22 protein-coding genes and 1 tRNA gene are annotated in these 20522 nt (G+C 74.2%); 11 read left to right on the top strand and 12 right to left on the bottom strand.

Annotated elements, in window-relative coordinates; all coding sequences use genetic code 11:
• Positions 1-56 precede the first annotated feature (56 nt).
• Both ACH9D3_RS15650 and ACH9D3_RS15645 read right to left on the bottom strand, forming a co-directional pair.
• Entirely contained in the window at positions 57-995 is a 939-nt protein-coding gene (locus ACH9D3_RS15650) for a glycosyltransferase (protein WP_396411636.1), read from the bottom strand.
• On the bottom strand, positions 992-1882 hold the full coding sequence (locus ACH9D3_RS15645) for a glycosyltransferase family 2 protein (RefSeq protein ID WP_396398228.1): 891 nt from the start codon (positions 1880-1882) through the stop codon (positions 992-994). Before ACH9D3_RS15645 ends, ACH9D3_RS15650 begins: the two co-directional genes overlap by 4 nt.
• A 241-nt stretch (positions 1883-2123) precedes the next feature.
• Between ACH9D3_RS15645 and ACH9D3_RS15640 the strand changes: the two genes are divergently transcribed.
• The 3 genes from ACH9D3_RS15640 to ACH9D3_RS15630 are packed head-to-tail and all read left to right on the top strand — an operon-like array spanning position 2124 to position 5580.
• A complete protein-coding gene (locus ACH9D3_RS15640) occupies positions 2124-3809 on the top strand; it encodes a circularly permuted type 2 ATP-grasp protein (protein ID WP_396411635.1) in 1686 nt (561 codons plus the stop codon).
• Entirely contained in the window at positions 3803-4729 is a 927-nt protein-coding gene (locus ACH9D3_RS15635; RefSeq protein ID WP_396398225.1) for an alpha-E domain-containing protein, read from the top strand. The genes ACH9D3_RS15640 and ACH9D3_RS15635 overlap by 7 nt, the downstream gene beginning before the upstream one ends.
• A complete protein-coding gene (locus tag ACH9D3_RS15630) occupies positions 4726-5580 on the top strand; it encodes a transglutaminase family protein (protein ID WP_396398224.1) in 855 nt (284 codons plus the stop codon). The genes ACH9D3_RS15635 and ACH9D3_RS15630 overlap by 4 nt, the downstream gene beginning before the upstream one ends.
• Positions 5581-5640: 60 nt before the next feature.
• On the opposite strand, the gene glgC is transcribed toward ACH9D3_RS15630, so the two are convergent.
• The gene (gene glgC, locus ACH9D3_RS15625; protein ID WP_396398223.1) at positions 5641-6885 is read right to left on the bottom strand and encodes a glucose-1-phosphate adenylyltransferase; all 1245 of its coding nucleotides are present in this window, start codon (positions 6883-6885) and stop codon (positions 5641-5643) included.
• A 212-nt stretch (positions 6886-7097) separates the two neighbouring features.
• On the opposite strand from glgC, the gene glgA reads away from it, so the two are divergent.
• The 3 genes from glgA (at position 7098) to ACH9D3_RS15610 (ending at position 9145) form a co-directional block, all read left to right on the top strand.
• Entirely contained in the window at positions 7098-8291 is a 1194-nt protein-coding gene (gene glgA / locus ACH9D3_RS15620) for a glycogen synthase (RefSeq protein ID WP_396411634.1), read from the top strand.
• Positions 8292-8443: 152 nt separating this feature from the next.
• Positions 8444-8529 (top strand) — tRNA-Leu (locus tag ACH9D3_RS15615).
• A 361-nt stretch (positions 8530-8890) separates the two neighbouring features.
• On the top strand, positions 8891-9145 hold the full coding sequence (locus tag ACH9D3_RS15610) for a hypothetical protein (protein WP_396411633.1): 255 nt from the start codon (positions 8891-8893) through the stop codon (positions 9143-9145).
• A gap of 455 nt (positions 9146-9600) precedes the next feature.
• On the opposite strand, the gene ACH9D3_RS15605 is transcribed toward ACH9D3_RS15610, so the two are convergent.
• Together ACH9D3_RS15605 and ACH9D3_RS15600 are read right to left on the bottom strand one after the other, a co-directional pair.
• Positions 9601-10002, bottom strand: a complete 402-nt coding sequence (locus ACH9D3_RS15605; protein ID WP_396411632.1) for a hypothetical protein — start codon at positions 10000-10002, stop codon at positions 9601-9603.
• Between the two features lie 82 nt (positions 10003-10084).
• Positions 10085-11095 carry a WYL domain-containing protein gene (locus ACH9D3_RS15600; protein WP_396411631.1) on the bottom strand — a complete coding sequence of 337 codons (1011 nt, stop codon included), beginning with the start codon at positions 11093-11095 and terminating at the stop codon, positions 10085-10087.
• 245 nt (positions 11096-11340) lie between these two features.
• Here ACH9D3_RS15600 and ACH9D3_RS15595 point away from each other — a divergent pair, with 245 nt between their 5' ends.
• Entirely contained in the window at positions 11341-11925 is a 585-nt protein-coding gene (locus ACH9D3_RS15595) for a mycothiol transferase (RefSeq protein WP_396411630.1), read from the top strand.
• On the opposite strand, the gene ACH9D3_RS15590 is transcribed toward ACH9D3_RS15595, so the two are convergent.
• Complete coding sequence (locus ACH9D3_RS15590) at positions 11882-13714, bottom strand: ABC transporter transmembrane domain-containing protein (protein ID WP_396411629.1); 1833 nt, start codon at positions 13712-13714, stop codon at positions 11882-11884. The genes ACH9D3_RS15595 and ACH9D3_RS15590 overlap by 44 nt on opposite strands.
• Positions 13707-13937, bottom strand: a complete 231-nt coding sequence (locus tag ACH9D3_RS15585; RefSeq protein WP_396411628.1) for a helix-turn-helix domain-containing protein — start codon at positions 13935-13937, stop codon at positions 13707-13709. The genes ACH9D3_RS15590 and ACH9D3_RS15585 overlap by 8 nt, the downstream gene beginning before the upstream one ends.
• A 254-nt stretch (positions 13938-14191) precedes the next feature.
• Here ACH9D3_RS15585 and ACH9D3_RS15580 point away from each other — a divergent pair, with 254 nt between their 5' ends.
• Complete coding sequence (locus tag ACH9D3_RS15580) at positions 14192-14671, top strand: DUF1801 domain-containing protein (protein WP_396411627.1); 480 nt, start codon at positions 14192-14194, stop codon at positions 14669-14671.
• A 127-nt stretch (positions 14672-14798) separates the two neighbouring features.
• Here ACH9D3_RS15580 and ACH9D3_RS15575 read toward each other — a convergent pair whose 3' ends face one another.
• Positions 14799-15266 carry an SgcJ/EcaC family oxidoreductase gene (locus tag ACH9D3_RS15575; RefSeq protein ID WP_396398214.1) on the bottom strand — a complete coding sequence of 156 codons (468 nt, stop codon included), beginning with the start codon at positions 15264-15266 and terminating at the stop codon, positions 14799-14801.
• Between the two features lie 54 nt (positions 15267-15320).
• Positions 15321-15533 (bottom strand): hypothetical protein, encoded by a 213-nt coding sequence (locus tag ACH9D3_RS15570; RefSeq protein ID WP_396411626.1) that lies wholly within the window; start codon positions 15531-15533, stop codon positions 15321-15323.
• A gap of 313 nt (positions 15534-15846) precedes the next feature.
• On the opposite strand from ACH9D3_RS15570, the gene ACH9D3_RS15565 reads away from it, so the two are divergent.
• Entirely contained in the window at positions 15847-16137 is a 291-nt protein-coding gene (locus ACH9D3_RS15565; RefSeq protein WP_396398212.1) for a hypothetical protein, read from the top strand.
• A 79-nt stretch (positions 16138-16216) separates the two neighbouring features.
• Here ACH9D3_RS15565 and ACH9D3_RS15560 read toward each other — a convergent pair whose 3' ends face one another.
• Together ACH9D3_RS15560 and ACH9D3_RS15555 are read right to left on the bottom strand one after the other, a co-directional pair.
• Positions 16217-16948 carry a DUF72 domain-containing protein gene (locus ACH9D3_RS15560; protein WP_396398211.1) on the bottom strand — a complete coding sequence of 244 codons (732 nt, stop codon included), beginning with the start codon at positions 16946-16948 and terminating at the stop codon, positions 16217-16219.
• Positions 16949-17481: 533 nt separating this feature from the next.
• The gene (locus ACH9D3_RS15555; protein ID WP_396411625.1) at positions 17482-18369 is read right to left on the bottom strand and encodes an SDR family NAD(P)-dependent oxidoreductase; all 888 of its coding nucleotides are present in this window, start codon (positions 18367-18369) and stop codon (positions 17482-17484) included.
• 195 nt (positions 18370-18564) lie between these two features.
• Between ACH9D3_RS15555 and ACH9D3_RS15550 the strand changes: the two genes are divergently transcribed.
• Positions 18565-19263: a DJ-1/PfpI family protein gene (locus tag ACH9D3_RS15550; protein ID WP_396411624.1), complete on the top strand. Its 699-nt coding sequence runs from the start codon at positions 18565-18567 to the stop codon at positions 19261-19263.
• 78 nt (positions 19264-19341) lie between these two features.
• Here ACH9D3_RS15550 and ACH9D3_RS15545 read toward each other — a convergent pair whose 3' ends face one another.
• Positions 19342-19545 carry a hypothetical protein gene (locus ACH9D3_RS15545; RefSeq protein WP_396411623.1) on the bottom strand — a complete coding sequence of 68 codons (204 nt, stop codon included), beginning with the start codon at positions 19543-19545 and terminating at the stop codon, positions 19342-19344.
• Positions 19546-19745: 200 nt separating this feature from the next.
• Between ACH9D3_RS15545 and ACH9D3_RS15540 the strand changes: the two genes are divergently transcribed.
• On the top strand, positions 19746-20489 hold the full coding sequence (locus ACH9D3_RS15540; RefSeq protein ID WP_396411622.1) for an MBL fold metallo-hydrolase: 744 nt from the start codon (positions 19746-19748) through the stop codon (positions 20487-20489).
• Positions 20490-20522: the final 33 nt, after the last annotated feature.

Raw genomic sequence — 20522 nt, 5'->3', positions numbered from 1 at the left:
GGCCCGGCGGTCCGGCCGGCGCAGCGGCCCGCTCCGCCGGGGTGGCGGCGGGTCCCTCAGCTGACGTAGCGCCGGGCGGGGCTGCTGCGCTGGGACTCCTCAAGCGCCACGAACCGGCGCTCGACGTGCTCGGGCAGGGGGCGCCGCTCGCGCAGCACCCACGGCGCCCCGCGCACGGCGTCGAGCAGGGCCAGGGCCGTGACCCGGTCCCGCGGGGCGGAGCCGACCACGTCCCGGGTGCGGCGCAGGGCCGCGCGCAGCGGCCGGCGCAGCCAGATGAACCACAGGGTGTTGCGCAGGCCGTGCCGCCGCCGCAGGTGCGGGTCCCGGACCGTCGAGGCCTGGTGGTGGACCACCACGCCGGGCAGGTGCACCAGCTCCCAGCCCGCCGTGGCGAGGTCCGCCGCGAGCAGCTCCTCCTCGCCGCCCAGCCACAGCCGCTCGCTGAACCCGCCCACCGCGCGGAACGCGGACCGGCGGACCACGGACGCCCCCGCGAGGAAGCTGCCCAGCGCGGGACCGGGCATCCACGCGGGCCCCTCGACCGGCGAGTGCAGCAGCTCCGCGTTGATGGCGTCCTCCCGGGACCCGGGCTCCACGAGGATCCGGCCCGTGACCACGCCGAGGCGGGGGTGGGCGTCGAGCGCGTCGGCCGCGCGCCGGAGCGAGCCCGGCTCCCACCACGTGTCGTCGTCGCAGAACGCCACGTACGGCGTGCCGACGCGGTCGATCCCGATGTTGCGGCCCACCGCGCCGAGGTTGACGGGGCTCGCGACGAGCTCCGCCCAGGGGTGCCGCCCGCGGATCGCGTCCGCCGTGCCGTCCGCGGAGCCGTTGTCGACCACCACCACGTGCGGCCGCTCGGGCAGCTCGCCCAGCCGGTCGAGCGCGAGCAGGGCCTCGTCCCGGCGATTGTGCGTGATCATCACGACCGCGACGCGCCCGTCGGGTCCGGTGCCGGAGGAGTCCTCGGGGCGGGGGGCGGTCTCGGTCACGGGTTCTCCTCCGGTGCGGTGGGGTCGGTGGGGGTCGGGGCCTGCAGCAGCGCGAGCGCGGCCTCCGTGGTCGGGGACACCCGGTGGCGGGCGCGCAGGGCGGCGGGCACCCGGGGGAGGGCACCGCGCACGCCCCGGCGTCCCGCGGCGCCGCCGCGCAGGGCCCCCCGCAGCTCGCGCGCGACGACCCGCCAGGGCCGGCGCATGAGCGCGGTGAGCAGTCGGCTGCGCACGAGCTCGGCCTGCCGGCGGCCGTCCGTCTCCCGCCGCGGCGAGGGATGGTGGTGGGCGCGGACCTCCGGCACGTAGGACAGCCGCCACCCGGCGTCGAACAGGTCCAGGGCGAGGCGCTCCTCCTCTCCGGGGAAGCGCACGACGTCGTCGAAGCCGCCGGCCGCCAGGAACGCGGACCGGCGCACGACGGCCCCGCAGCCCACGAAGCCGAGCAGCGCGGGGCCGGGACACCCCGTCGGGATGCCCAGCGGGGACGCGGCCAGCACGGCGTTGAGCGGATCGGGGCGCTCCTCGGGTCCCACGGCGATGGACCCGGCGAGCAGGCCGAGCCGGGGGTGGGCGTCGAAGACGGCCGCCGCGCGGGCCAGCGCGCCGGGGGCCCACCACGAGTCGTCGTCGGCGAAGGCCACGTAGGGCGTGCGGGCGAGCCGGACGCCGACCGTTCGGGCCACGGCGCCCAGGTTACGGGGCAGCTCCACGACCCGCACGTGGGGGTGCGCGGCGCGCACCGCGTCCACGGAGCCGTCCGTGGACGCGTTGTCGACGACGACGACCGGGCCCTCGTGCCGGCCCAGGTGCGCGACGAGCTCGTCGCGGCGGTTGCGGGTGGCCACGACCACCGTGACACGGAGCGGGGGGTCCGGGGCGTGCATCGCGTCCTTCCGTCGTGGCCGCCGCACCCCGGCAGCGGGCGCGGCGGCGTGCCCGCCTCCCGGCGGACACGCCCTCCCATCGTAGGGGCACGGTCTCCGGCATCCCTTGGCGTGGCGCGTGGCACAATCGGGGAAACGCTCCGGACGACGGTTACCGCTGCGAAATACGGCCGGTCCATACTTCCCGTACGGCCTCCCCGTGCCGACCGCCCCGACCCCGAAAGGCATGTGATCGCCCGACATGTCCGACCTGTTCGAGAACTACGCCACCGACATGGCCGTGGCGGCGGCCTACGACGAGATGTACACGGCCGACCAGCAGGTCCGCCCCGGCTACGACCGCATCGGCGGGGTCCTCGACGACCTCACCCTCAGCGACGTCAACACCCGCGCCGACTCCATGGCCCGGTCGTTCCTGGACCGGGGCGTGACCTTCGACTTCGCGGGGGAGGAGCGCCCCTTCCCGCTCGACATCGTGCCCCGGGTGATCACCGCCGGGGAGTGGGACGTGATCGAGCGCGGGGTCAAGCAGCGGGTCCGGGCCCTGGAGTGCTTCCTCGACGACGTCTACGGCGAGCAGCGGGTCGTGGCGGACGGGATCGTGCCGAAGGCGCTGATCACGTCCTCCGCCCACTTCCACCGGGCGGTGTGGGGCTTCCGGCCCGCGGGCGGCGTCCGGATCCACGTGGCGGGCATCGACGTGGTCCGGGACCAGCAGGGCGTGTTCCGGGTCCTCGAGGACAACGTGCGCGTGCCCTCCGGCGTCTCCTACGTCATCGAGAACCGGCGGGCCATGACCAAGGGCCTCCCCGAGGCCTTCATGTCCCAGCCGATCCGCGCCGTCGAGGCCTATCCCCGTCACCTGTACAAGGCCCTGCGGGCCACGGCCCCGGAGGCGGCCGAGGATCCCACGGTGGTCGTCCTCACCCCGGGCGTGTTCAACTCCGCCTACTTCGAGCACACCCTGCTGGCGGGGCTCATGGGGGTGGAGCTCGTGGAGGGCCGCGACCTCGTGGTCCGCGGCGACAAGGTGTACATGCGGACCACCGACGGCGAGCAGCGCGTGGACGTGATCTACAAGCGGATCGACGACGAGTTCGTCGACCCGCTGCACTTCCGCTCCGACTCCGTGCTCGGCTGCTCGGGACTGGTCAACGCCGCCCGGGCCGGCAACGTCACCATCGCCAACGCGATCGGCAACGGCGTGGCCGACGACAAGCTCACCTACTCCTACGTCCCCGACCTCATCCGGTACTACCTCGACGAGGAGCCGGTGCTGCCCAACGTGGACACCTACCGGCTGGAGGAGGACGAGTCCCGCGCCTACGTGCTGGAGCACCTGGACGAGCTGGTGGTCAAGCCCGTGGACGGCTCCGGCGGCAAGGGCCTGGTGATCGGGCCGCAGGCCACCGAGGCCGAGCTGGAGGAGCTGCGGGCGAAGGTGCTCGCCGACCCGCGCGGGTGGATCGCGCAGCCGGTGCTGCAGCTGTCCACGGTGCCGACGTTCGCGGAGGGGGAGTTCAGCCCCCGGCACGTGGACCTGCGGCCCTTCGCGGTGAACAGCGGCGACGAGGTCTACGTGCTGCCCGGCGGGCTGACCCGCGTGGCCATGCAGAAAGGCTCGCTGATCGTGAACTCCTCGCAGGGCGGCGGCTCGAAGGACACCTGGGTGCTCGGCCAGCCGCAGACCCAGGACCTCGACCCCGGCCAGGCCCCGCCCAAGGACGTCGACTCCTCGGTGCACACGTGGCCGGTCTCCGCCTCCTGGCAGGACGAGGGCGGCGGCGGCCAGCAGCAGCAGCAGCAACAGGCGTCGTCGCACCCGGGTCCGGAGACCCGCACGGCGCCCACCACTGCCTCCGGCGCCGCCACCCGCACTGCATCCCGCACTGCGTCGACCCGCACAGGAGAGGGGCCCTCATGCTGAGCCGCATCGCCGAGTCCCTGTTCTGGATCGGCCGCTACGTCGAGCGCGCCGACGGCGTCGCGCGGATCCTGGACGTCCACCTCGAGCGCATCACGCAGCTGCCCGTGAGCGAGCAGGAGGGGGAGGTGCGCCGGATCATGGACGTCATGGGCGTGGCGCCGGCCGACGGCGACTACAGCGTCCGGTCGATGATCCACGAGCTCGCCTGGAACAAGAACTGCCTGACCTCGATCTCCGGGTCCCTGCACGCCGCCCGCGAGAACGCCCGCCGCGCCCGGGAGACCGTGTCCTCGGCCATGTGGGAGTCCCTGAACTCCACCTACTACGGCCTCGGGCAGCACCGCCGCGACGTCGTCGGCACCTTCCGGGTGTGCCACTGGACCATCGAGCGGATGGCGACCGTGCGCGGGCAGGTGCAGATGACCATGTCCCACGACGAGTCCTGGATGTTCCTGTCCCTGGGCGCCGCGATCGAGCGGGCGGACATGACGTCCCGGCTGCTGTGGACGCGGTCCACGTCCACGTCGGGCATGTCGTGGGTGTCGATCCTGCACTGCGCCGGTGCCTACGAGGCGTTCCTGCGCACCCGGTACGGGACCTTCAGCGACGAGTCCGCGACCGAGTTCCTGCTCCTCGACCGGCTCTTCCCGCGCTCGATCCTGCACGCGCTCACCACGGCGGAGGGCATCATGGTCGACCTGGAGCCCGGCATCCAGCGGGTCGGCTTCAAGGACGACGCCCGCCGGATCATCGGCGAGGCCCGGACCGCCCTGGAGTTCCACCACGCGGAGGACCTGATCGCGGTGCTGCCCGAGCACCTCAACAACGTCCAGGCCGCGTGCGCGAAGGCGTCCGAGTCCGTGGGCGCCAAGTACTTCTCGCACGCCGTCGAGGCGTCCTGGTTCGGAGGCATGCTGTGACCCGGCTCAAGATCGACCACACCACCCGCTACGACTACAACGACACCGTCTCGAAGTCCTACAACGAGGCCCGGATGACCCCCGTCTCCGACGACGAGCAGATCGTCCTCGAGGCGGAGCTGACCCTGAGTCCCGGGACCGCCACGGTCAGCAACTACCGGGACTACTGGGGGACGCGGGTCGCGGCCTTCGACATCCAGGGCCGGCACCGGCACCTCGAGATCCGCTCCTCCGCCACCGTCGAGGTGCACCGGCGGCCCGGCGACGAGGCCTCCGACGGGCTGAGCTGGGAGGAGCTGGCAACGGCCGAGGTCCTGGACGCGGTCTCCGACTTCGTCCCGCAGACCCCGCTCACCCGGATCGGACCCGAGCTGGAGAAGGTCGCCGAGGAGATCCGCAAGGAGTCGGCGGACCCGGCCGCGGCGGCCGCCTCGATCTTCCGGGGCATCGCCTCGCACATGCAGTACGTGCCGGGGGTCACCGGCGTGCACACGGACGCCGAGGCCGCCTGGCGGGAGGCCAAGGGCGTGTGCCAGGACCTCGCGCACGTGGCCATCGGCATGATGCACCACATCGGGGTCCCCGCCCGCTACGTCTCCGGGTACCTGCACCCCGACTACGAGGCGGGCATCGGCACGACCGTGCCGGGGGAGTCCCACGCGTGGGTGGAGTGGTGGAACGACCGCTGGTACGCCTACGACCCCACCAACCACACGCAGCTCACCGACTTCCACGTCACCGTGGCCCGGGGCCGCGACTACACCGACGTGACCCCGCTCAAGGGCATGGTCACGGGCGGGGGCGGGACCTCGGGCCTGGAGGTCAAGGTCGAGGTCACGCAGACGGCGTGACGGCGGCGGGGCCGCGCACCCCGGCGGGTGCACGGCCCCGCCGTGGCGGGTGCTCCGTCCCTACTTCTCGAAGCGGTAGTTCTTCGGGGCGACGGTGATCCCGGACGCGGTCACCGTCAGGCCGCGGGCCTCGTCCTGCGCCCGGTCCACGCCGACCTGCACGCCCGGCGGCACCACGACGTTCTTGTCGAGGATGCACTTCTCCACCACGGCACCCGCGCCGACCTGCACGTTGGGCAGCAGGATGGACTGGTTGACGGTGGCGTCGTTGTGGACCAGCACCTTGGGGGAGAGCACCGACTCGGTCACGCGCCCGCCCGTGACCAGGACCCCGCGCGAGAGGATCGAGTCCGTGGCGATGCCGCCCTCGCCGTGGGGGCCGCGCACGAGCTTGGCCGGCGGGGCCTGCATCTCGTGGGTGTAGAGGGGCCACGCGTAGTTGTACAGGTTGAACACGGGCAGCGGGCGGATCAGGTCCATGTGCGAGTCGTAGTACGAGTCCAGGGTGCCGACGTCGCGCCAGTACTGCCGGTCACGGTCCGTGGAGCCCGGGACGTCGTTGTCCGTGAAGTCGTAGACGGCGGCCTCGCCGCGGTCCGCGAACCACGGCATGATGTCCCCGCCCATGTCGTGACTGGTGCCGTCCTTCGTCTCGTCCGCCCGCAGGGCCTCGACGAGCGCGTCGGTGTCGAAGACGTAGTTGCCCATGGAGGCGAAGAAGGCGTTGGGGTCGTCCGGCAGGGGAGCCGTGCTCTCGGGCTTCTCCACGAACCGGGTGATCTTCGTGACGTCCTCGGGGTCCGTCTCGATCACGCCGAAGGACGTCACCATCTCCATGGGCTGGCGGACCCCCGCGACGGTGGCGCGGGCGCCCGAGGCGATGTGGAAGTCCACCATGGCCGAGAAGTCCATCCGGTACACGTGGTCCGCGCCGACCACCACGACGATGTCCGGCTTCTCGTCGTCGATGAGGTTCATCGACTGGAAGATGGCGTTGGCGGAGCCCAGGAACCACTCCTTGCCCCGCCGCTGCTGCGCCGGGACGGTCACCACGTAGTTGCCCAGCTGGTTGGACAGGCGCCAGGTCTGGGTGACGTGCTGGTCCAGGGAGTGCGACTTGTACTGGGTGAGCACCACGACCTGGAGGTAGCCGGAGTTCACGATGTTGGACAGCGCGAAGTCGATCAGCCGGTAGCCGCCCGCGAAGGGCACCGCTGGCTTGGCTCGGTCCTCGGTCAGCGGCATCAGGCGCTTGCCCTCGCCTCCGGCCAGGACGATCGCGAGTACCTTCTTACGGTGGGCCATGGGAACCTCTCTGACTTCTTCGGCGATCGGGCGCAACATCTCCGCCTCGCGGTGCGGAACCACTCGACAGGCGCCTTCATTGTGTCTTAACAGTCGCGACCCGGCGTGACGGGCCGCACAGGAGTCATGATGTGTCACCGTGGGCGCGGTGCCGCACGCCCGCCGCCGGAATTCTCGTGGCAGGGCCGCGATCCTGCAGTACGCTCGGAACCGTGCGAGTAGATATCTTGTCCAAGGAGTTCCCGCCCGAGGTGTACGGCGGCGCCGGGGTCCACGTGTCCGAGCTGTCGCGGGTCCTGGCCCCGCTCGTCGACCTGAGGGTGCGGTGCTTCGGTGCTCCGCGCGAACCGAGGGTCGCCGGCGCGGAGGTGCAGGCCTATCCGGTGCCGTCGGACCTGGCCGGCGCCAACGCCGCGATCCAGACGCTGGGGGTGGACCTGGCCATGATCGGGGACATCGCCGGCGCCGACCTGGTGCACTCCCACACCTGGTACGCCAACATGGGCGGACACCTCGCGTCGCTGATGTACGGCGTCCCGCACGTGCTCTCCGCCCACTCCCTGGAGCCCCTGCGCCCCTGGAAGGCCGAGCAGCTCGGCGGCGGGTACGCGGTCTCGTCCTTCGTCGAGAAGACCGCCTACGAGGCGGCCGCCGCGATCATCGCCGTGTCCGACGGCATGCGCCAGGACATCCTGAGGTCCTATCCGGAGGTGGACCCCGACCGGGTCCGGACGGTGCACAACGGCATCGACGTCAGCCAGTGGGTGCCCGACGAGGACACCGACGTGCTCGAGTCCTACGGCATCGACCCGGCCAGGCCCTCCGTGGCGTTCGTCGGCCGCGTCACCCGGCAGAAGGGCGTGCCCTTCCTGCTGCGCGCAGCGGCCCGGCTGCCGGAGGACGTCCAACTGGTGCTGTGCGCCGGGGCCGCCGACACCCCGGAGCTCGGGGCCGAGGTCAACGCGCTCATCGACGACCTCAGGGCCACCCGGTCCGGGGTGGTGCTCATCGAGAAGATGCTGCCGCGCCGCGAGGTCGTCCAGATCCTCTCCGGCGCCACGGCCTTCGCCTGCCCGTCCGTGTACGAGCCCCTCGGGATCGTCAACCTCGAGGCGATGGCCTGCGGCACCGCCGTGGTCGCCTCCGCCACCGGCGGCATCCCCGAGGTCGTCGTCGACGGACAGACCGGCCGCCTGGTCGACCTCGAGCAGGCCCAGGACGGGACCGGCACGCCGGTGGATCCCGAGAAGTTCGTGGCGGACTTCGCGGCGGCGCTGACCGACGTGGTCTCGGACCCCGCGCGGGCCCGGGAGATGGGCGCCGCCGGCCGACGCCGTGCGGAGGAGCACTTCGCGTGGGAGTCCATCGCCGAGCGCACCGTGGAGGTCTACCGCTCCGTGCTCTGAGCCCCGTGGGGCCCGGGCGTCGTCCGGCGGCCGGGGCGGCCGCCGTCGGCAGCGCCCCGACGTGAACGGCGAGCGCGCATGTGGTAGCTTGTTTCCTGTTGCGTTCAGGGAGGGCAGCCGGAGACGGCCGTCCGATCGACCTGGATCCACTCGCGCGGGTGGCGGAATAGGCAGACGCGCTAGCTTGAGGTGCTAGTCCTCGTATTAGAGGGTGGGGGTTCAAGTCCCCCCTCGCGCACAGGAAGCGGCCCGGTCGGGCCGGAGACGACAGCCCCGTCGTCGACAGGAGCAGGAAGCCTGTCGTCGACGGGGCTGTCGTCGTTGCCGTGCGTTCGTCCTGTCCGCGGCGTCCGTGCACGGGCCGCCGGCGGTGGCCGACGGGGGCCCCGAGCAGGAGGCAGAGGCTGCGGCGCCGGCGTGACCCGGGGGCCCGCGCATCTGCTGGCCCGGCAGCGATCGTCGCGAGTCGTCGTGCGTGCCCCGGTCCCACGTCCTCTGCATATCGGCCGGGCCGTCCGCGAGCTCCTTCCCGGGTCGGTCCGGGCGTCACCTTCTGTCGTCGGTGGATGAAAAGTGGACAAAGGTCTAGTGTGGGGGGCGTGGAGCATTTGCAGAAGCAATCAAAGGTGACGGCCGTGCTCATGGGGTGCGGTGCCGCGGTGGCCCTCATCGCGATGACGGCGGGTCTCGGTGCGGTCGCCCAGGGCGGCGAGCTCGCCGGGCCGCTGACGGCGCTGCTGGCGCTGGGTCTCGGTGCCATGGGGTGCGGGGCGGCTCTCAGTTTCGTCGACGACGGCGGGAGCACGCCCGGTCTGCAGGAGACCATCTCCCGCACCCGGCAGCAGATCCAGTAGCCCTGCCGTTCCCGGCCCCGCGGGCCGTGGGCGGTGCCGCAGGGGGCCGGTGTCCCCGGCACCGGGGACGATCGGCGTCGCCCCCTGCCGGCCGTGCCCGGCACAGGTCGGGTGGAGCGCCGCCGCCGCTCCGTCCCCGGCGACGCCGGTGAGGCTCCCGACCGCGGAACGACGCCGTCGTCGCGGCGGGCGACCCGGCCCGCGGTCGGATCCCGGCGGTCCTCCGGACGTCATCCGGGAGGCCGGTGTGCGGTGGTCGCCCGGACGGTGTCACGATGGAGGTGTCGCCCGGCCAGGGGCGACAGGACGTGACGAGCGTCGGTCCGCCCTTCTCTGTGGGGTCGGACCGGCGCTCGTGCTCGTCGGCGGTCATGGCCGGTCCCCGGCAGGACGACGCCGGTCGCGACCCGCCCCTCCTCCCACGGGGGCGGACGGGGGCCGGCACCCGTGACGGCTCAGGGACTCGCGGTGATCCGCCCCCCGATCTCGGCCTGCAGCACCTCCAGCGGGGCCTCGCTCCTGGCGATCACGATCCAGTTGGCCTCGTGCAGGAACGGTGCGTGCTCCTCGCCGCCGATGCCGGCCAGCAGCTCGGCCAGGCGCTCCTCGGAGTCGGCCACTGCCATGGCCATGGTGCCGTCGCACTGCAGGAAGGTCGTCCCCGCGGCGGCCGGGGAGGACATCTGCTCGACGCTCGGGCACTCGACGCCGGCGTCGACGACGTCCTGGCGCAGGGCCAGGGCGTCGTCGTAGGTGGTCTCGCCGTCCGCCATCGCGGCGATGTCGTCGGCGGTCGGCCCGCAGCCGGTCAGGACCAGGACGGAGAGAGCGAGCAGGGCGGTGGCGGGGCTGCGCATGGGAGGTGTCCTGTCGTCGGTGCGTGCGGAGACCGCAGGGGCCGGGCGCAGGGGAGTGCCCGGGAGAGCGCCTCTGTGGATCCTATGCGCTCGGCACCGGCGGATCCGAGGCCCGGCCACCGGGACCGCGCGGGGACTCCCCGGTTGCCGTGCCTGCCCTGAGCATCCGCTGCCCCATGTCCCGCAGCACCGCCGCCAGCTCCGGCGGTTCGAGGACCTCGAACTCGAAGCCGGTCCGCACCAGGTGGAGGGCGATCTCGCCCAGGTCCTCCCCTCCCGCCTCCAGCAGGCACGCGGCGGGGCCGTCGGCGGTGAGCCGCACGGCCTGCGCCGGGACGGCGTCCGCGGCCTGCGCCAGCGGCGCCAGCAGACGCACACGCACGGTGTGCGCGAAGGCCCACGCGGTGACCGACCGGCGCACGTGCTCCTCGACGTCGGGCACCGGGCGCGGGGCGAACCGGAAGGTGGTGGCGCGCCCGCCGTGGATCCGGTCCAGCCGGAACGTGCGCCAGTCCTCCCGGTCCAGGTCCCAGCAGAACAGGTACCACCGCCGTCCCAGCGACAGCACCCGGTACGGCTCGATCCGGCGTTCGGCCCGCCGCCCGTCCCGCGTCTCGTAGTCCAGGCGCACCAGCACCCGGGACCGGACGGCCCGTGCCAGCAGGACCAGGACGTCCGCGTCCACACCCGGCCCGGCCGGGACCACGACGTCGACGGCTCCCGCCACGGCGGCGACCTCCTCGCGCAGACCCGGCGGCATCACCTGGTCCAGGGTCGTCAGCGTCCGCAGCGCGGCCTCTCCCAGCCCGTCGATCCCCGACGCCGCCGCCAGCCGCAGCCCCACGGCCGCGGCCACCGCCTCCTCCGGCTGCAGCAGCAGGGGCGGGAGCCGCCGCCCCTGCCCCAGGCGGTAGCCGCCGCCGGGTCCCCGGCCGGCCGGCACCGGGTAGCCCAGCTCCCGCAGCCGGTCGACGTCCCGGCGCACGGAGCGCACCGTGACGCCCAGCTCGGCGGCCAGCTCGGGTCCGCTCCACACCGGGCGGGACTGCAGCAGGGAGAGCATACGCAGCACCCGGCGCGTGGGATCGGTCATGGGACCAGTCTCCTCGGACCGGCGGACAGCATCTGTCCGCTCCTGGGCGGACACTGGCCTCGTCCCCCCGGGAGCCAGCCCGGAGCACCCCGGACCGGAAGGAACCGCGATGGCCGTCCTCGACGTCGGCACCGGCGCCGCCGACCGGCCCGACCGGCCCCGTCCCGCCGGACCCGGCCACGTCCCCGATCAGCCCGTTGCCGAACCGCACGACACCCATCCGCACGACACCGCAGGAGCCCACCATGCCCTTCCTCACCCGGACCGTCACCGACGAGCGCGACGGCCTGGCCGCCTTCGCGAGCCAGCAGATCCGCCAGGTCGCCTGCACGCTGCAGGGACTCGACCCCGAGCAGCTGCGCACGACCGCCTCCGCGAGCGCCATGAGCCTGGGCGCGCTGGCCCGGCACGTCCTGTACATCGGTGAGCACGGTCCGTTCGCCGTGCTCACCGCCCCCGGCCGGGCCTCGGACGATCCGCCGGCCGACCTGCCGGACGAGGAGGGCCACGCGGCCGGGGCGATCCTGCCGGAGGCCGTGCGCCCGGAGGACACCGCCGAGTCCCTGCGCGCGGCCCTGCTGGCGCTGGCCGACCGCGTCGAGGCCGGACTGCGCACCGCCGACCCGGAGGCACGCATCCCCGTCCCGGACGCCCCGTGGTTCCCGCGTGACCTGGGAACGTGGCCCGCCCGGTGGGTGGCGCTGCACATGGTCGAGGAGAACGCCCGGCACGCCGGGCACGCGGACATCCTCCGCGAGTCCCTCGACGGGCGGACCGCCTACGAGCTCAACGCCCGGGCCGACGGCACGCAGTGGATCCCGGAGGACTGACCGCCGGCCGGACGAGCAGCTGGTGGCGGGCCAGCTCGCGGTAGAGCTCCGACGTGTCCAGGAGCTCCTCGTGCGTCCCGGCCGCGGTCAGGCGTCCGCGGTCGAGCACCACGATCTGATCGGCGCGGACGACGGTGGACAGGCGGTGGGCCACGATGAGCACCGTCCGCCCGGCCGCGGCGGAGCGGATGGCGGCGTGCAGGGCCTGCTCGTTGCGGGAGTCCAGGCTGGCCGTGGGTTCGTCGAGCAGCAGCAGCGGGGTGTCCGCGAGCAGGGCGCGGGCGATCGCCAGGCGCTGGCGTTCGCCACCGGAGAGGCCGGCGCCGTCGTCCCCGACCGTGGCGTCCAGGCCCTCGGGGTGCTCCTGGAGACGCTCCAGCAGGTTGACGGAGGCCAGCACCGCCCGGCAGGAGGCCTCGTCGGCCTCGGGAGCGGCGAGCAGGAGGTTCTCCCGGACGGTTCCGGCCAGCACCGGGGCGTTCTGCTCGACGAAGCCGATCCGGGACCGCAGGTCCGAGCGGGACAGGGCCCGCAGATCTGTGCCGTCGAGGCGGATCGCCCCGCGCTCGGGGTCGTGGAAGCGCTCGACCAGGGCGAGCAGCGTCGACTTCCCGCCGCCCGACGGCCCGACGATCGCGGTGGTCGACCCGGCCGGGACCGTGAGGCTGACGGCGTCGAGCACGGGGCGGCCCGGCCGGTACGAGAACGTGACGTGGTCGAAGGTCAGCGTGGCGGGACGTCCTCGCTCCACGGCTCCGGTCGGCACGGCTCCGGGGCCGGCCCCGCTCGGCACCTGGTCGCCCGCGTCCTCGCGGGGCAGGTCCAGGATCTCCTGGATGCGGCCCAGGGCGCCCAGGGCGGTGCGGACCGTGGTGATGGCGGAGAAGAACTGACCCAGCGGCATCACCATCATGAACAGGAAGAGGATGAAGGTCACCAGGTCGGCGACCGCCAGCGTGCCGGCCGCCACCCGGGAGCCGCCCACGCCGAGGACGACGAGGAACGACCCCTGGACGGCGAGCCCGCTGATCGGCCAGAGCACCGCGCCGACGCCGGCCACGCGCACCCCGTACTCCCAGGCCGACACGGCCTCGGTCTCGAGCCGGGCCACCTCCCGCTCGGTGGCTCCGCCGGCCCGGATGGTGCGCACCGCCGACACGGCGCGCTCCACGCCGGCGGCGAGCCGGCCCACGGCGTCCTGCGCGGCCCGGGTGAGGGTCTGGATCCGCGCCGAGGCGGCCAGCACGGCCAGCACGGCCAGCACGACGACGCCCAGCGTGATGCCGAGCAGGAGCGGGTCCAGCACCGCCATGCCGACCAGCGCGCCGGCGAACACCAGCGACCCGCCGAGGGCGTCCACCAGCCCCCCGGTCAGGGCGGCCCGCACCATGGTGGTGTCCGAGCCGACCCGGGAGACCAGGTCCCCGGCCCGGCGGGCATCGAGCTCGCGCACCGGCAGGTGCAGCAGCTGCCCCACCAGCCGCCGCCGCGCGGTGAGCACCACGCCCTCGGCCGTGCGTTCGAGCAGGTACTGCTGCACCGCGCCCACCAGGCCGGCGCCGAGCACCAGCAGCACGAGCACGGTCACCACCGGTGCCGGCGCCTGGTCCGTGCCGATGGACCGGATCACGCGGTTGACGACCAGCGGCTGTGCCAGGCTCAGGCCTGCCCCCAGCACGGACAGGACCAGCACCACGCCCAGCACGCCGCGGTGCTCCGTGAGATAGCCCGTCAGGTCCCGCAGCTGCCCCCGGGGTGCCGGTGCGTCGTCGGCCGTCGTCTCAGTCACGCTCGCATCCCGATCCCCCGTACTTGCGGTGCACGGCCTGCCGGCTCACTCCAAGGGCCGCGGCGATCTGCGACCACGACGCCCCTCGCGCGCGGGCCCGGCGCACGGCCACGGCCTCCCGCTGGGACACCTGCCGGTGCAGCTGCGCCGTGGCGGCCAGCGCCCGCAACGGGTCGTCGTCCTCCGCCTGCGCCGCCAGTGCGCTCATCGTGCCCTCTTCCATCGCCGGCACACCTCCTGGCCGTCAACCTACGATGACGGTCGAGCGCGCGTCAACACATGTTGACACTCCGGGCACGACATCACGCACGGTCCTGCTGGGGCGCGACTCCGTGCGGAAGCCGGCGCCCGGCTGCGCCGGGGCGTCGCGGGGCGGTCGGGCCGTCGACGGAACCGGGAAACACAGCACGCCGATCGTGCCGTGGCGGCTGGCGTGGAGGAATACTGGAACCACCGATCGACGCGGAGAGGCACACGATGAGCGACACCTCGAGGGCCGGCGAGAAGGCACCGGACGACGCCGCGGCGCAGGGGTTCGCCGAGCATGAGCGGGGGGCCAGGAGGGCGCGGGCCGCGGAGCTGAGGGCAGAGGCGCGCGGAGGCCGTGGCGGCAGGAAGGCCGCCGCCGACGAGGCGGCAGTGCTGTCGACGATCGCCGAGATGGCGTCCCCGGACCGGGAGCTGGCCGAGCGCGTGCACGCCGTCGTCACCGCCGCCGCTCCGGAGCTGGCACCGAAGCTGTGGTACGGCCAACCGGCCTACGCCCGGGCCGGGAAGGTGGTCTGCTTCTTCCGCAGCGGGCAGAAGGACAAGGAGCGCTACTCGTCGTTCGGCTTCGGTCCCGAGGCGCATCTCGACGACGACGGTGGCATGTGGCCGACGTCCTACGCCCTCACCGGGCTGGGGGCGGCCGGCGAGGCGGCCATCAGCGAGCTCGTGCGGAAGGCCGTGGCCTGACACCGTCCGGGCGGTCCCGGTGGCGTGAGCACCGCGACGACGTGGCGCGAGGTGCGGGGGCCGGCGTGCCCGACGCCGGCCGGGCGGCGCCGGCGGCCGGTCCGGGCCCGCCTCGCGGCCCGTGCCCTCAGCGCCGTCCCGTGCGTCGCCGGGAGTAGTTCTCCGGAACCAGCCGGTCCCCGGTCGCCACGTGCGTCTGGGCGCCGGGGACCGCGTCGGTGTTCTGGGCGCTGACCGCGAGCCAGCCGCCGTCGGGTTGCCGGGCCACGGTGCAGGTGAGCACCCCGGTCCGCTCCCCGGCCCCTCCGCCGTCCGGGTTCACCTGGCCGGTCATGCGCCAGGCGGCGTGCACGACCGCGGCGTCGTCGCCGAGGCGCCGGACGGTGACCCGCCGGAGGATCAGGACGGAGTCGCCGAACATGTGCCGGAACCCGTAGGCGTGGTGGGCACGGATCTGGTCACGGGTGGTCCACCACAGGCCGACCACGTTGACGAAGTCGGCGTCGGGGACGAACAGGGAGGCCAGGGCGTCGGCGTCGGCGTCGTTCCAGGCCTCGGCGAAACCGTCGGCCACCTGGCGGGGGTCGGTCAGCACGGTCGTCCTCTCCGGCACCGTTCGGGTCGCAGGACAGCGGGGACGTGCCCCGGGTCAGCCGTCCTGCCCGTCCCCGCCGGTGCGCCCGGTGTCCGTGATCTCCGGTGGCACGGTGCGGTCCGCGGTGCTCTCCGGCCGGTCGTCCTCGCGCCGGTTGTCCTCGTCCGTGGAGGCGGTCAGCCAGTTCTCGTCACGGACGCCCAGATCGTCCTGGCTCGTCGCGGCGTAGGCCTCGTCGCGGTCGGCGGGCTCCTCGTAGCGGTCCATTCCCGGCTCCTGTCCTTCTCGGGGATCGTGGGCCCAGCCTATGCCCGGGGATCGCCCGCCCGGCAGGTCCGGGCGGTCCGGAGCGGGTGCGGCGGTGGAGGCCCCGTCGAGCCCCGCAGCACGCCCCCGGGCTCCGTCGGGCCACGTCGGAGCCTGCCGGGGCGTCGCCGGTGCGACTCGAATCACCGGCCGATCCGGCACCGGCCCGGTGCGCGTGCCGCTATCCTGAAGACGGACAACGATGTCGAGCACCCCCATCCGGCACCGGAGTCCCTCGAGCCTCCGGTGCGCTCCATCACCAGGAGGTTCCACCATGACAGCACACAGCCTGACGCCCGCGCCCACCACGTCCGAGGCGGCCGCGCCCCGGGTGTCCCGCTACCGGATGCTGGTCGACCGGCCGGGACTGGACCTGCGTGCCGGGGAGACCGTCCTGGGCGTTCCGTACGAGCCCGCCCACCTCGACATGGTCGTGGTGGTGCGGTGCGAGGCCGACGGGCACAGCCCGGGGGCCGTGCTGTCCGCCGGCGAGGTCGAGGACCTGGGCGCGACCGGCGAGCACCTCGGGCCGTTCTCCTGGGGCAGGCCCGGCGTCCGGCGCTGACCGCCCCCGGGCACGACCCCGCACGGGCCCCGGCCGCTGCGCCCACCCGGGCGGAGCAGCCGGGGCCCGTGCCGTCTTCTCAGCCGCCCTCGAGGAACCGCCGCAGGGTGAGGGCGTTGCGCACGGCGTGGCCCTCGCCGTCGTTGTTGAAGTACGCCCAGACCTCGCGGCCGTCGTGGTGCCACTCCCGGATCCGGTCCGCCCACCAGGCCATGTCGGCGTCCGGATAGGAGCCCGCGTAGAGGTGGTGGTCGTCGGGGCCGTGGAACCGGACGTAGACGAAGGGCGCCGTCGCCTCGAGGACGCAGGGCAGCCCGGCCCCGCTCAGCACGCAGTAGGCGGCGCCGTGGCGCCGGAGCAGCTCGAAGACCTCCGGGTGCGTCCAGCTGTCGTGCCGGAACTCCACCGCGACCGGCAGCCAGTCGGGCAGGCCGGCCAGGAACCAGTCGAGACGCGCGTCGTCGCGGGCCAGGGCCGGGGGCAGCTGGACGAGGAGGACGCCCCGCCGGTCCCGCAGCTCGTGCCAGGACTCGGCCATCCGTCGGCTCCAGGTCTCGGGGGCGTAGAGCTTCTTCGCGTGCGTCAGCCCGCGGGGCGCCTTCACGGTCATCCGGAAGCCCTCGGGCAGGCGCCGGTTCCAGCCGGCGAAGGTGGAGCCCTTCGGCCAGCGGTAGAAGCTGGCGTTGAGCTCCACGGTGGAGAAGACGCGGGTGTAGAGCTCCAGCCGCCTCGCCGGGGGCGTGCCGGGGGGATACAGGACGTGCTCCCAGTGGTCGTAGCTCCACCCGGAGGTGCCGATGTGCCAGCCCATGGGCTCCAGGCTAGCGGCACCGCCGGTCGGTCCCGTGCCCCGGCGAGCACGGCCGGGGGCCCGCGGCCGGAGACGCCCTCGGCGCCGCCGGAGGAGACCGGCGGCGCCGAGGGGACGGGGTCGATCGGGGCGGGCCGGATCCCGCCTCAGCCGCCGAGCAGGACCGCGCGGAACAGGTCGAGGAACATCCCGAGGATGGCGGTGAAGTTGGGGTTGAAGAACGCGTCGAACTCGCCGACCAGATTGATCATGGCAGTGCCTTCCGAGGGGGGTGAGTGTCCGGGCCGGGCGGGGGTGCCGGTCCGGTTCCCAACCTACCCGCGGAGTTCTCGTTCGCACATGGTCTTTCGGTCAGTCCGGGCCGTGCCCGAGGGAGCGCTCGGACCGCGCGGGGTGGGGCGGTCGCCGGGCGGGTTCCCGCGGCGCGCCGCGTCGTGGGCTCCGGCCACCGTGCCGCCGATGGGGACGTCGATGCGGAAGGCCCGTTGCCGGGTGAGGTGGTCGACGCATCAGCCCCCGAGCAGCGGCCCCGGCTAGCGGGCCGCCGCCGGGCCGAGCCCGACGAGCTCGGCGCTGCGCTCCCACAGGGCGTCAGCGAGCGCGTCGTCGGCCGCGCGGGGGTTGGTGCGGGCCGGCTTTTGCTTCTCGTAGTAGCCCCCGGAGCGCCAGTCCCGCCCGGCCGTGCCGTCGGCCAGCCACACGAGGGTCTCCGCCCCCTGCTCCGGGGTCCTCATGATCCGGCGGCCCAGGCGCGTGTCGTAGAGGAACCGCAGGGGAGTGCTGGTGCCCGAGGCGAAGTTGGTCGCGACACCACCCGGGTGGAAGGCCGCCGCGGCCAGACCGTCCTCCCCGTACCGGCGGGCGAGACCGCGGGTGAAGAGGATGTTGGCGAGCTTCGTGTCCCCGTAGGCCCGCTGCGGGGACCAGCGCCGGTCGTCGACGAGCCTCTGCTGGGAGAGCCGGCCGATGCGGGCCGCGACGCTGGAGGTGTTGAGCACCGCGGACCCGCCCGCCAGCGGCCCCTCGAGCAGCAGGTGGGTGAGCAGGAAGGGCGCCAGGTGGTTGACCTGCCACGTCTGCTCGTGCCCGTCGGTCGTCACCTCGCGGCGGTCGAAGATCCCGCCCGCGTTGTTGACCAGGACGTCGATCCGCGGGACGGCCCCCCGCAGGTCCGCGGCGAGCCGGCGCACGTCGTCGAGGCGTGCGAAGTCCGCGGTGAAGTGCCGCGCCCCGAGGGGCCCGGCCACGGCCTCGGTCTTGCCGGCCGAGCGGCCGACGACGACCACCTCGTGGCCCCGTGCCGACAGCTCGCGGGCGGCCGCCGCGCCGATGCCGTCGCTGGCGCCGGTGATCACCACCGTGCGCCGGCCGGGCCCCTGCTCGTCGTGCTGCTCGTCGTGCCCGTCGATGTGCTGTTCCACGAAGACCTCCTCGGATGTGCCGGAATCCCGGTCAGCCTATCGGTGCCGCCCGTCGACCCGCCCTGCGCCGGGGACGGAATAAGCACGCGCACGGACTCGTTGCGGCACGCAAGACGGACCACCTCCAGACCATCTCCGGGCCACCGCCCGGACCGACACCACCCGGAACGACACCACCGTCGAGGAGCAACCGCCATGGCCCGTGTCCTGCTGATCGTCTCGGCCGCCGACTCCCTCACCATGCGGGACGGCACCGACCACCCCACCGGCTTCTGGGCGGAGGAGCTCGTCGTCGCCCACCGGACCCTGCGCCGGGCCGGGCACACGGTCGACGTCGCCACCCCGGGCGGGCGCCCGCCCACCGTCGACCCGGCCAGCCTCGCCCCGGACGCGGCCGGGGGCAGCGAACGGGCCGACGAGCTCCGCCGGTACCTGGAGGAGATCACCGCCGAGCTCTCCGCGCCCCGCACCCTCGCCGAGATCGACCACGACGACTACGACGCCGTCGTCCTGCCCGGCGGCCACGGCCCGATGGCGGATCTCGTCCACGATCGCTCGCTCGGCCGGATCCTGGCGTCCTCGGACCGGGCCGGACGGTTCATCGCCCCGTTCTGCCACGGCCCGGCCGCCCTGCTCAGCGCCCAGGACGACGGCACGTTCCTGTTCGCGGGCCGGAGGCTGACCGCGTTCACCAACGAGGAGGAGCTCGGCGGCGGGACCGGGGCGAACACCCCCTGGTTCCTGGAGACCGTCCTGCGGGAGAAGGGGGCCGTCGTGGAGACCGGACCCGCGTGGTCCAGCCACGTCGTCCGCGACGCCAACCTCATCACCGGACAGAACCCCCGGTCGAGCCAGGCCGTCGCCGACGTCCTGGTGCAGGCGCTCGCCGAGTGAACCCCGTGCGCGGGGCTGACCGCGCACCACGTGGCGCCGCCGCACCGGTCCGGCGCCGCCGGGCGGGGCCGGGCCGGCTCAGGCGCGGACGGCCGCCCGCTGCTGCAGGGCCAGGGCGCGAGCGGCGGCCACGGCCTCCCGGAAGACCGGGAACGTCCGGTGCACGGGGCGGCCGCCGTCCGCCGGGACGAAGGTCAGGGCCCACTTGTTCCGGCGGAGCCGGTGGAAGGGCACGGCGACGATCTCGACGGAGGGCAGGACGTCAGGACGCTGGTCGATCACAGCGGGACCTCTCGGGGGGACGGGTGCGGGGGGAGCGGCGAGGGCCGGCGCGGGGGAGCGGAGGCCGGTGCCGGACGGACCGGGGGGTCCGCGGGTCGGGGTGCGGCCCATGATACCGGGACGACGTCCCGGCGGGCGGCTCCCCGCCGGTGTCGCGGGCCGGCGGGTATGATCAGCACACTGATCGAGTGAGGAGACCCATGTTCACCCCCGAAGTGGCCGACGGCATCCACCGCATCACCCACGCCCACGTCAACTGCTACCTGGTCGAGGACGACGACGGCGTCACGCTCGTGGACGCCGGCCTGCCGAGCATGTGGCCCATGCTGCTGGCGGCCCTGGAGGAGCGGGGGCGGCGCCCGGACGAGGTGCGGGCGCTCGTGCTCACGCACGCGCACTTCGACCACGTGGGCTTCGCCCGCCGCGCTCAGGAGGAGTGGGGGCTGCCCGTGCTCGGCCACCCGGACGACGCGCGGCTGGCGGCCCACCCGTACCGCTACCGGCCCGAGCGCAACCGGTTCCTCTACCCCTTCACGCACCCGCGGTCCCTGCCGCTGCTCGGCCGCATGGCGGTGGCCGGAGCCCTCGCGGTCAAGGGGGTCCGGGACGTCCGCCCGTTCGAGGCCGGTGCCGCGCTGCCGGTCCCGGGCCGGCCCGTGGTGGTGCACACCCCCGGCCACACGGACGGGCACTGCGTCCTGGACCTCCCCGACCGGGGGACGGTGCTCAGCGGGGACGCGCTCGTGACGCTCGACCCGTACACCGGCCGGCGCGGCCCGCAGATCGTCGCCGCCGCGGCCACCAACGACTCGGCCGTGGCCCTCGCGTCCCTCGACGCCGTGGCGGCCACCGGGGCGCGCACGGTGCTCCCCGGCCACGGGGACCGCTGGACGCAGGGTGCCGAGGCCGCGGCCCGGCACGCCCGGGCAGTGGGGGCGCACTGAGGGTGCCGCAGGACGGCACGGGCAGGGGCCCGG

The organism is Kocuria kalidii (assembly GCF_044462225.1).
Classification (GTDB): Bacteria; Actinomycetota; Actinomycetes; order Actinomycetales; family Micrococcaceae; genus Kocuria; species Kocuria kalidii.
The sequence above is the reverse complement of the archived record's forward strand: the minus strand, read 5'-3'. Positions and strand labels throughout refer to the sequence as shown.

What these genes read in the sequence shown, in the direction of transcription:
- ACH9D3_RS15570 (WP_396411626.1), bottom strand. Translation starts at nt 15,533, where the DNA reads ATGGACCGCTACGAGGAGCCCGCCGACCGCGACGAGGCCTACGCCGCG.
- ACH9D3_RS15595 (WP_396411630.1), top strand. Translation starts at nt 11,341, where the DNA reads ATGCCCTTCCTCACCCGGACCGTCACCGACGAGCGCGACGGCCTGGCC.
- ACH9D3_RS15580 (WP_396411627.1), top strand. Translation starts at nt 14,192, where the DNA reads ATGAGCGACACCTCGAGGGCCGGCGAGAAGGCACCGGACGACGCCGCG.
- ACH9D3_RS15635 (WP_396398225.1), top strand. Translation starts at nt 3,803, where the DNA reads ATGCTGAGCCGCATCGCCGAGTCCCTGTTCTGGATCGGCCGCTACGTC.
- ACH9D3_RS15540 (WP_396411622.1), top strand. Translation starts at nt 19,746, where the DNA reads ATGTTCACCCCCGAAGTGGCCGACGGCATCCACCGCATCACCCACGCC.
- ACH9D3_RS15640 (WP_396411635.1), top strand. Translation starts at nt 2,124, where the DNA reads ATGTCCGACCTGTTCGAGAACTACGCCACCGACATGGCCGTGGCGGCG.
- ACH9D3_RS15585 (WP_396411628.1), bottom strand. Translation starts at nt 13,937, where the DNA reads ATGGAAGAGGGCACGATGAGCGCACTGGCGGCGCAGGCGGAGGACGAC.
- ACH9D3_RS15605 (WP_396411632.1), bottom strand. Translation starts at nt 10,002, where the DNA reads ATGCGCAGCCCCGCCACCGCCCTGCTCGCTCTCTCCGTCCTGGTCCTG.
- glgC (WP_396398223.1), bottom strand. Translation starts at nt 6,885, where the DNA reads ATGGCCCACCGTAAGAAGGTACTCGCGATCGTCCTGGCCGGAGGCGAG.
- ACH9D3_RS15600 (WP_396411631.1), bottom strand. Translation starts at nt 11,095, where the DNA reads ATGACCGATCCCACGCGCCGGGTGCTGCGTATGCTCTCCCTGCTGCAG.
- ACH9D3_RS15560 (WP_396398211.1), bottom strand. Translation starts at nt 16,948, where the DNA reads ATGGGCTGGCACATCGGCACCTCCGGGTGGAGCTACGACCACTGGGAG.
- ACH9D3_RS15550 (WP_396411624.1), top strand. Translation starts at nt 18,565, where the DNA reads ATGGCCCGTGTCCTGCTGATCGTCTCGGCCGCCGACTCCCTCACCATG.
- ACH9D3_RS15645 (WP_396398228.1), bottom strand. Translation starts at nt 1,882, where the DNA reads ATGCACGCCCCGGACCCCCCGCTCCGTGTCACGGTGGTCGTGGCCACC.
- ACH9D3_RS15565 (WP_396398212.1), top strand. Translation starts at nt 15,847, where the DNA reads ATGACAGCACACAGCCTGACGCCCGCGCCCACCACGTCCGAGGCGGCC.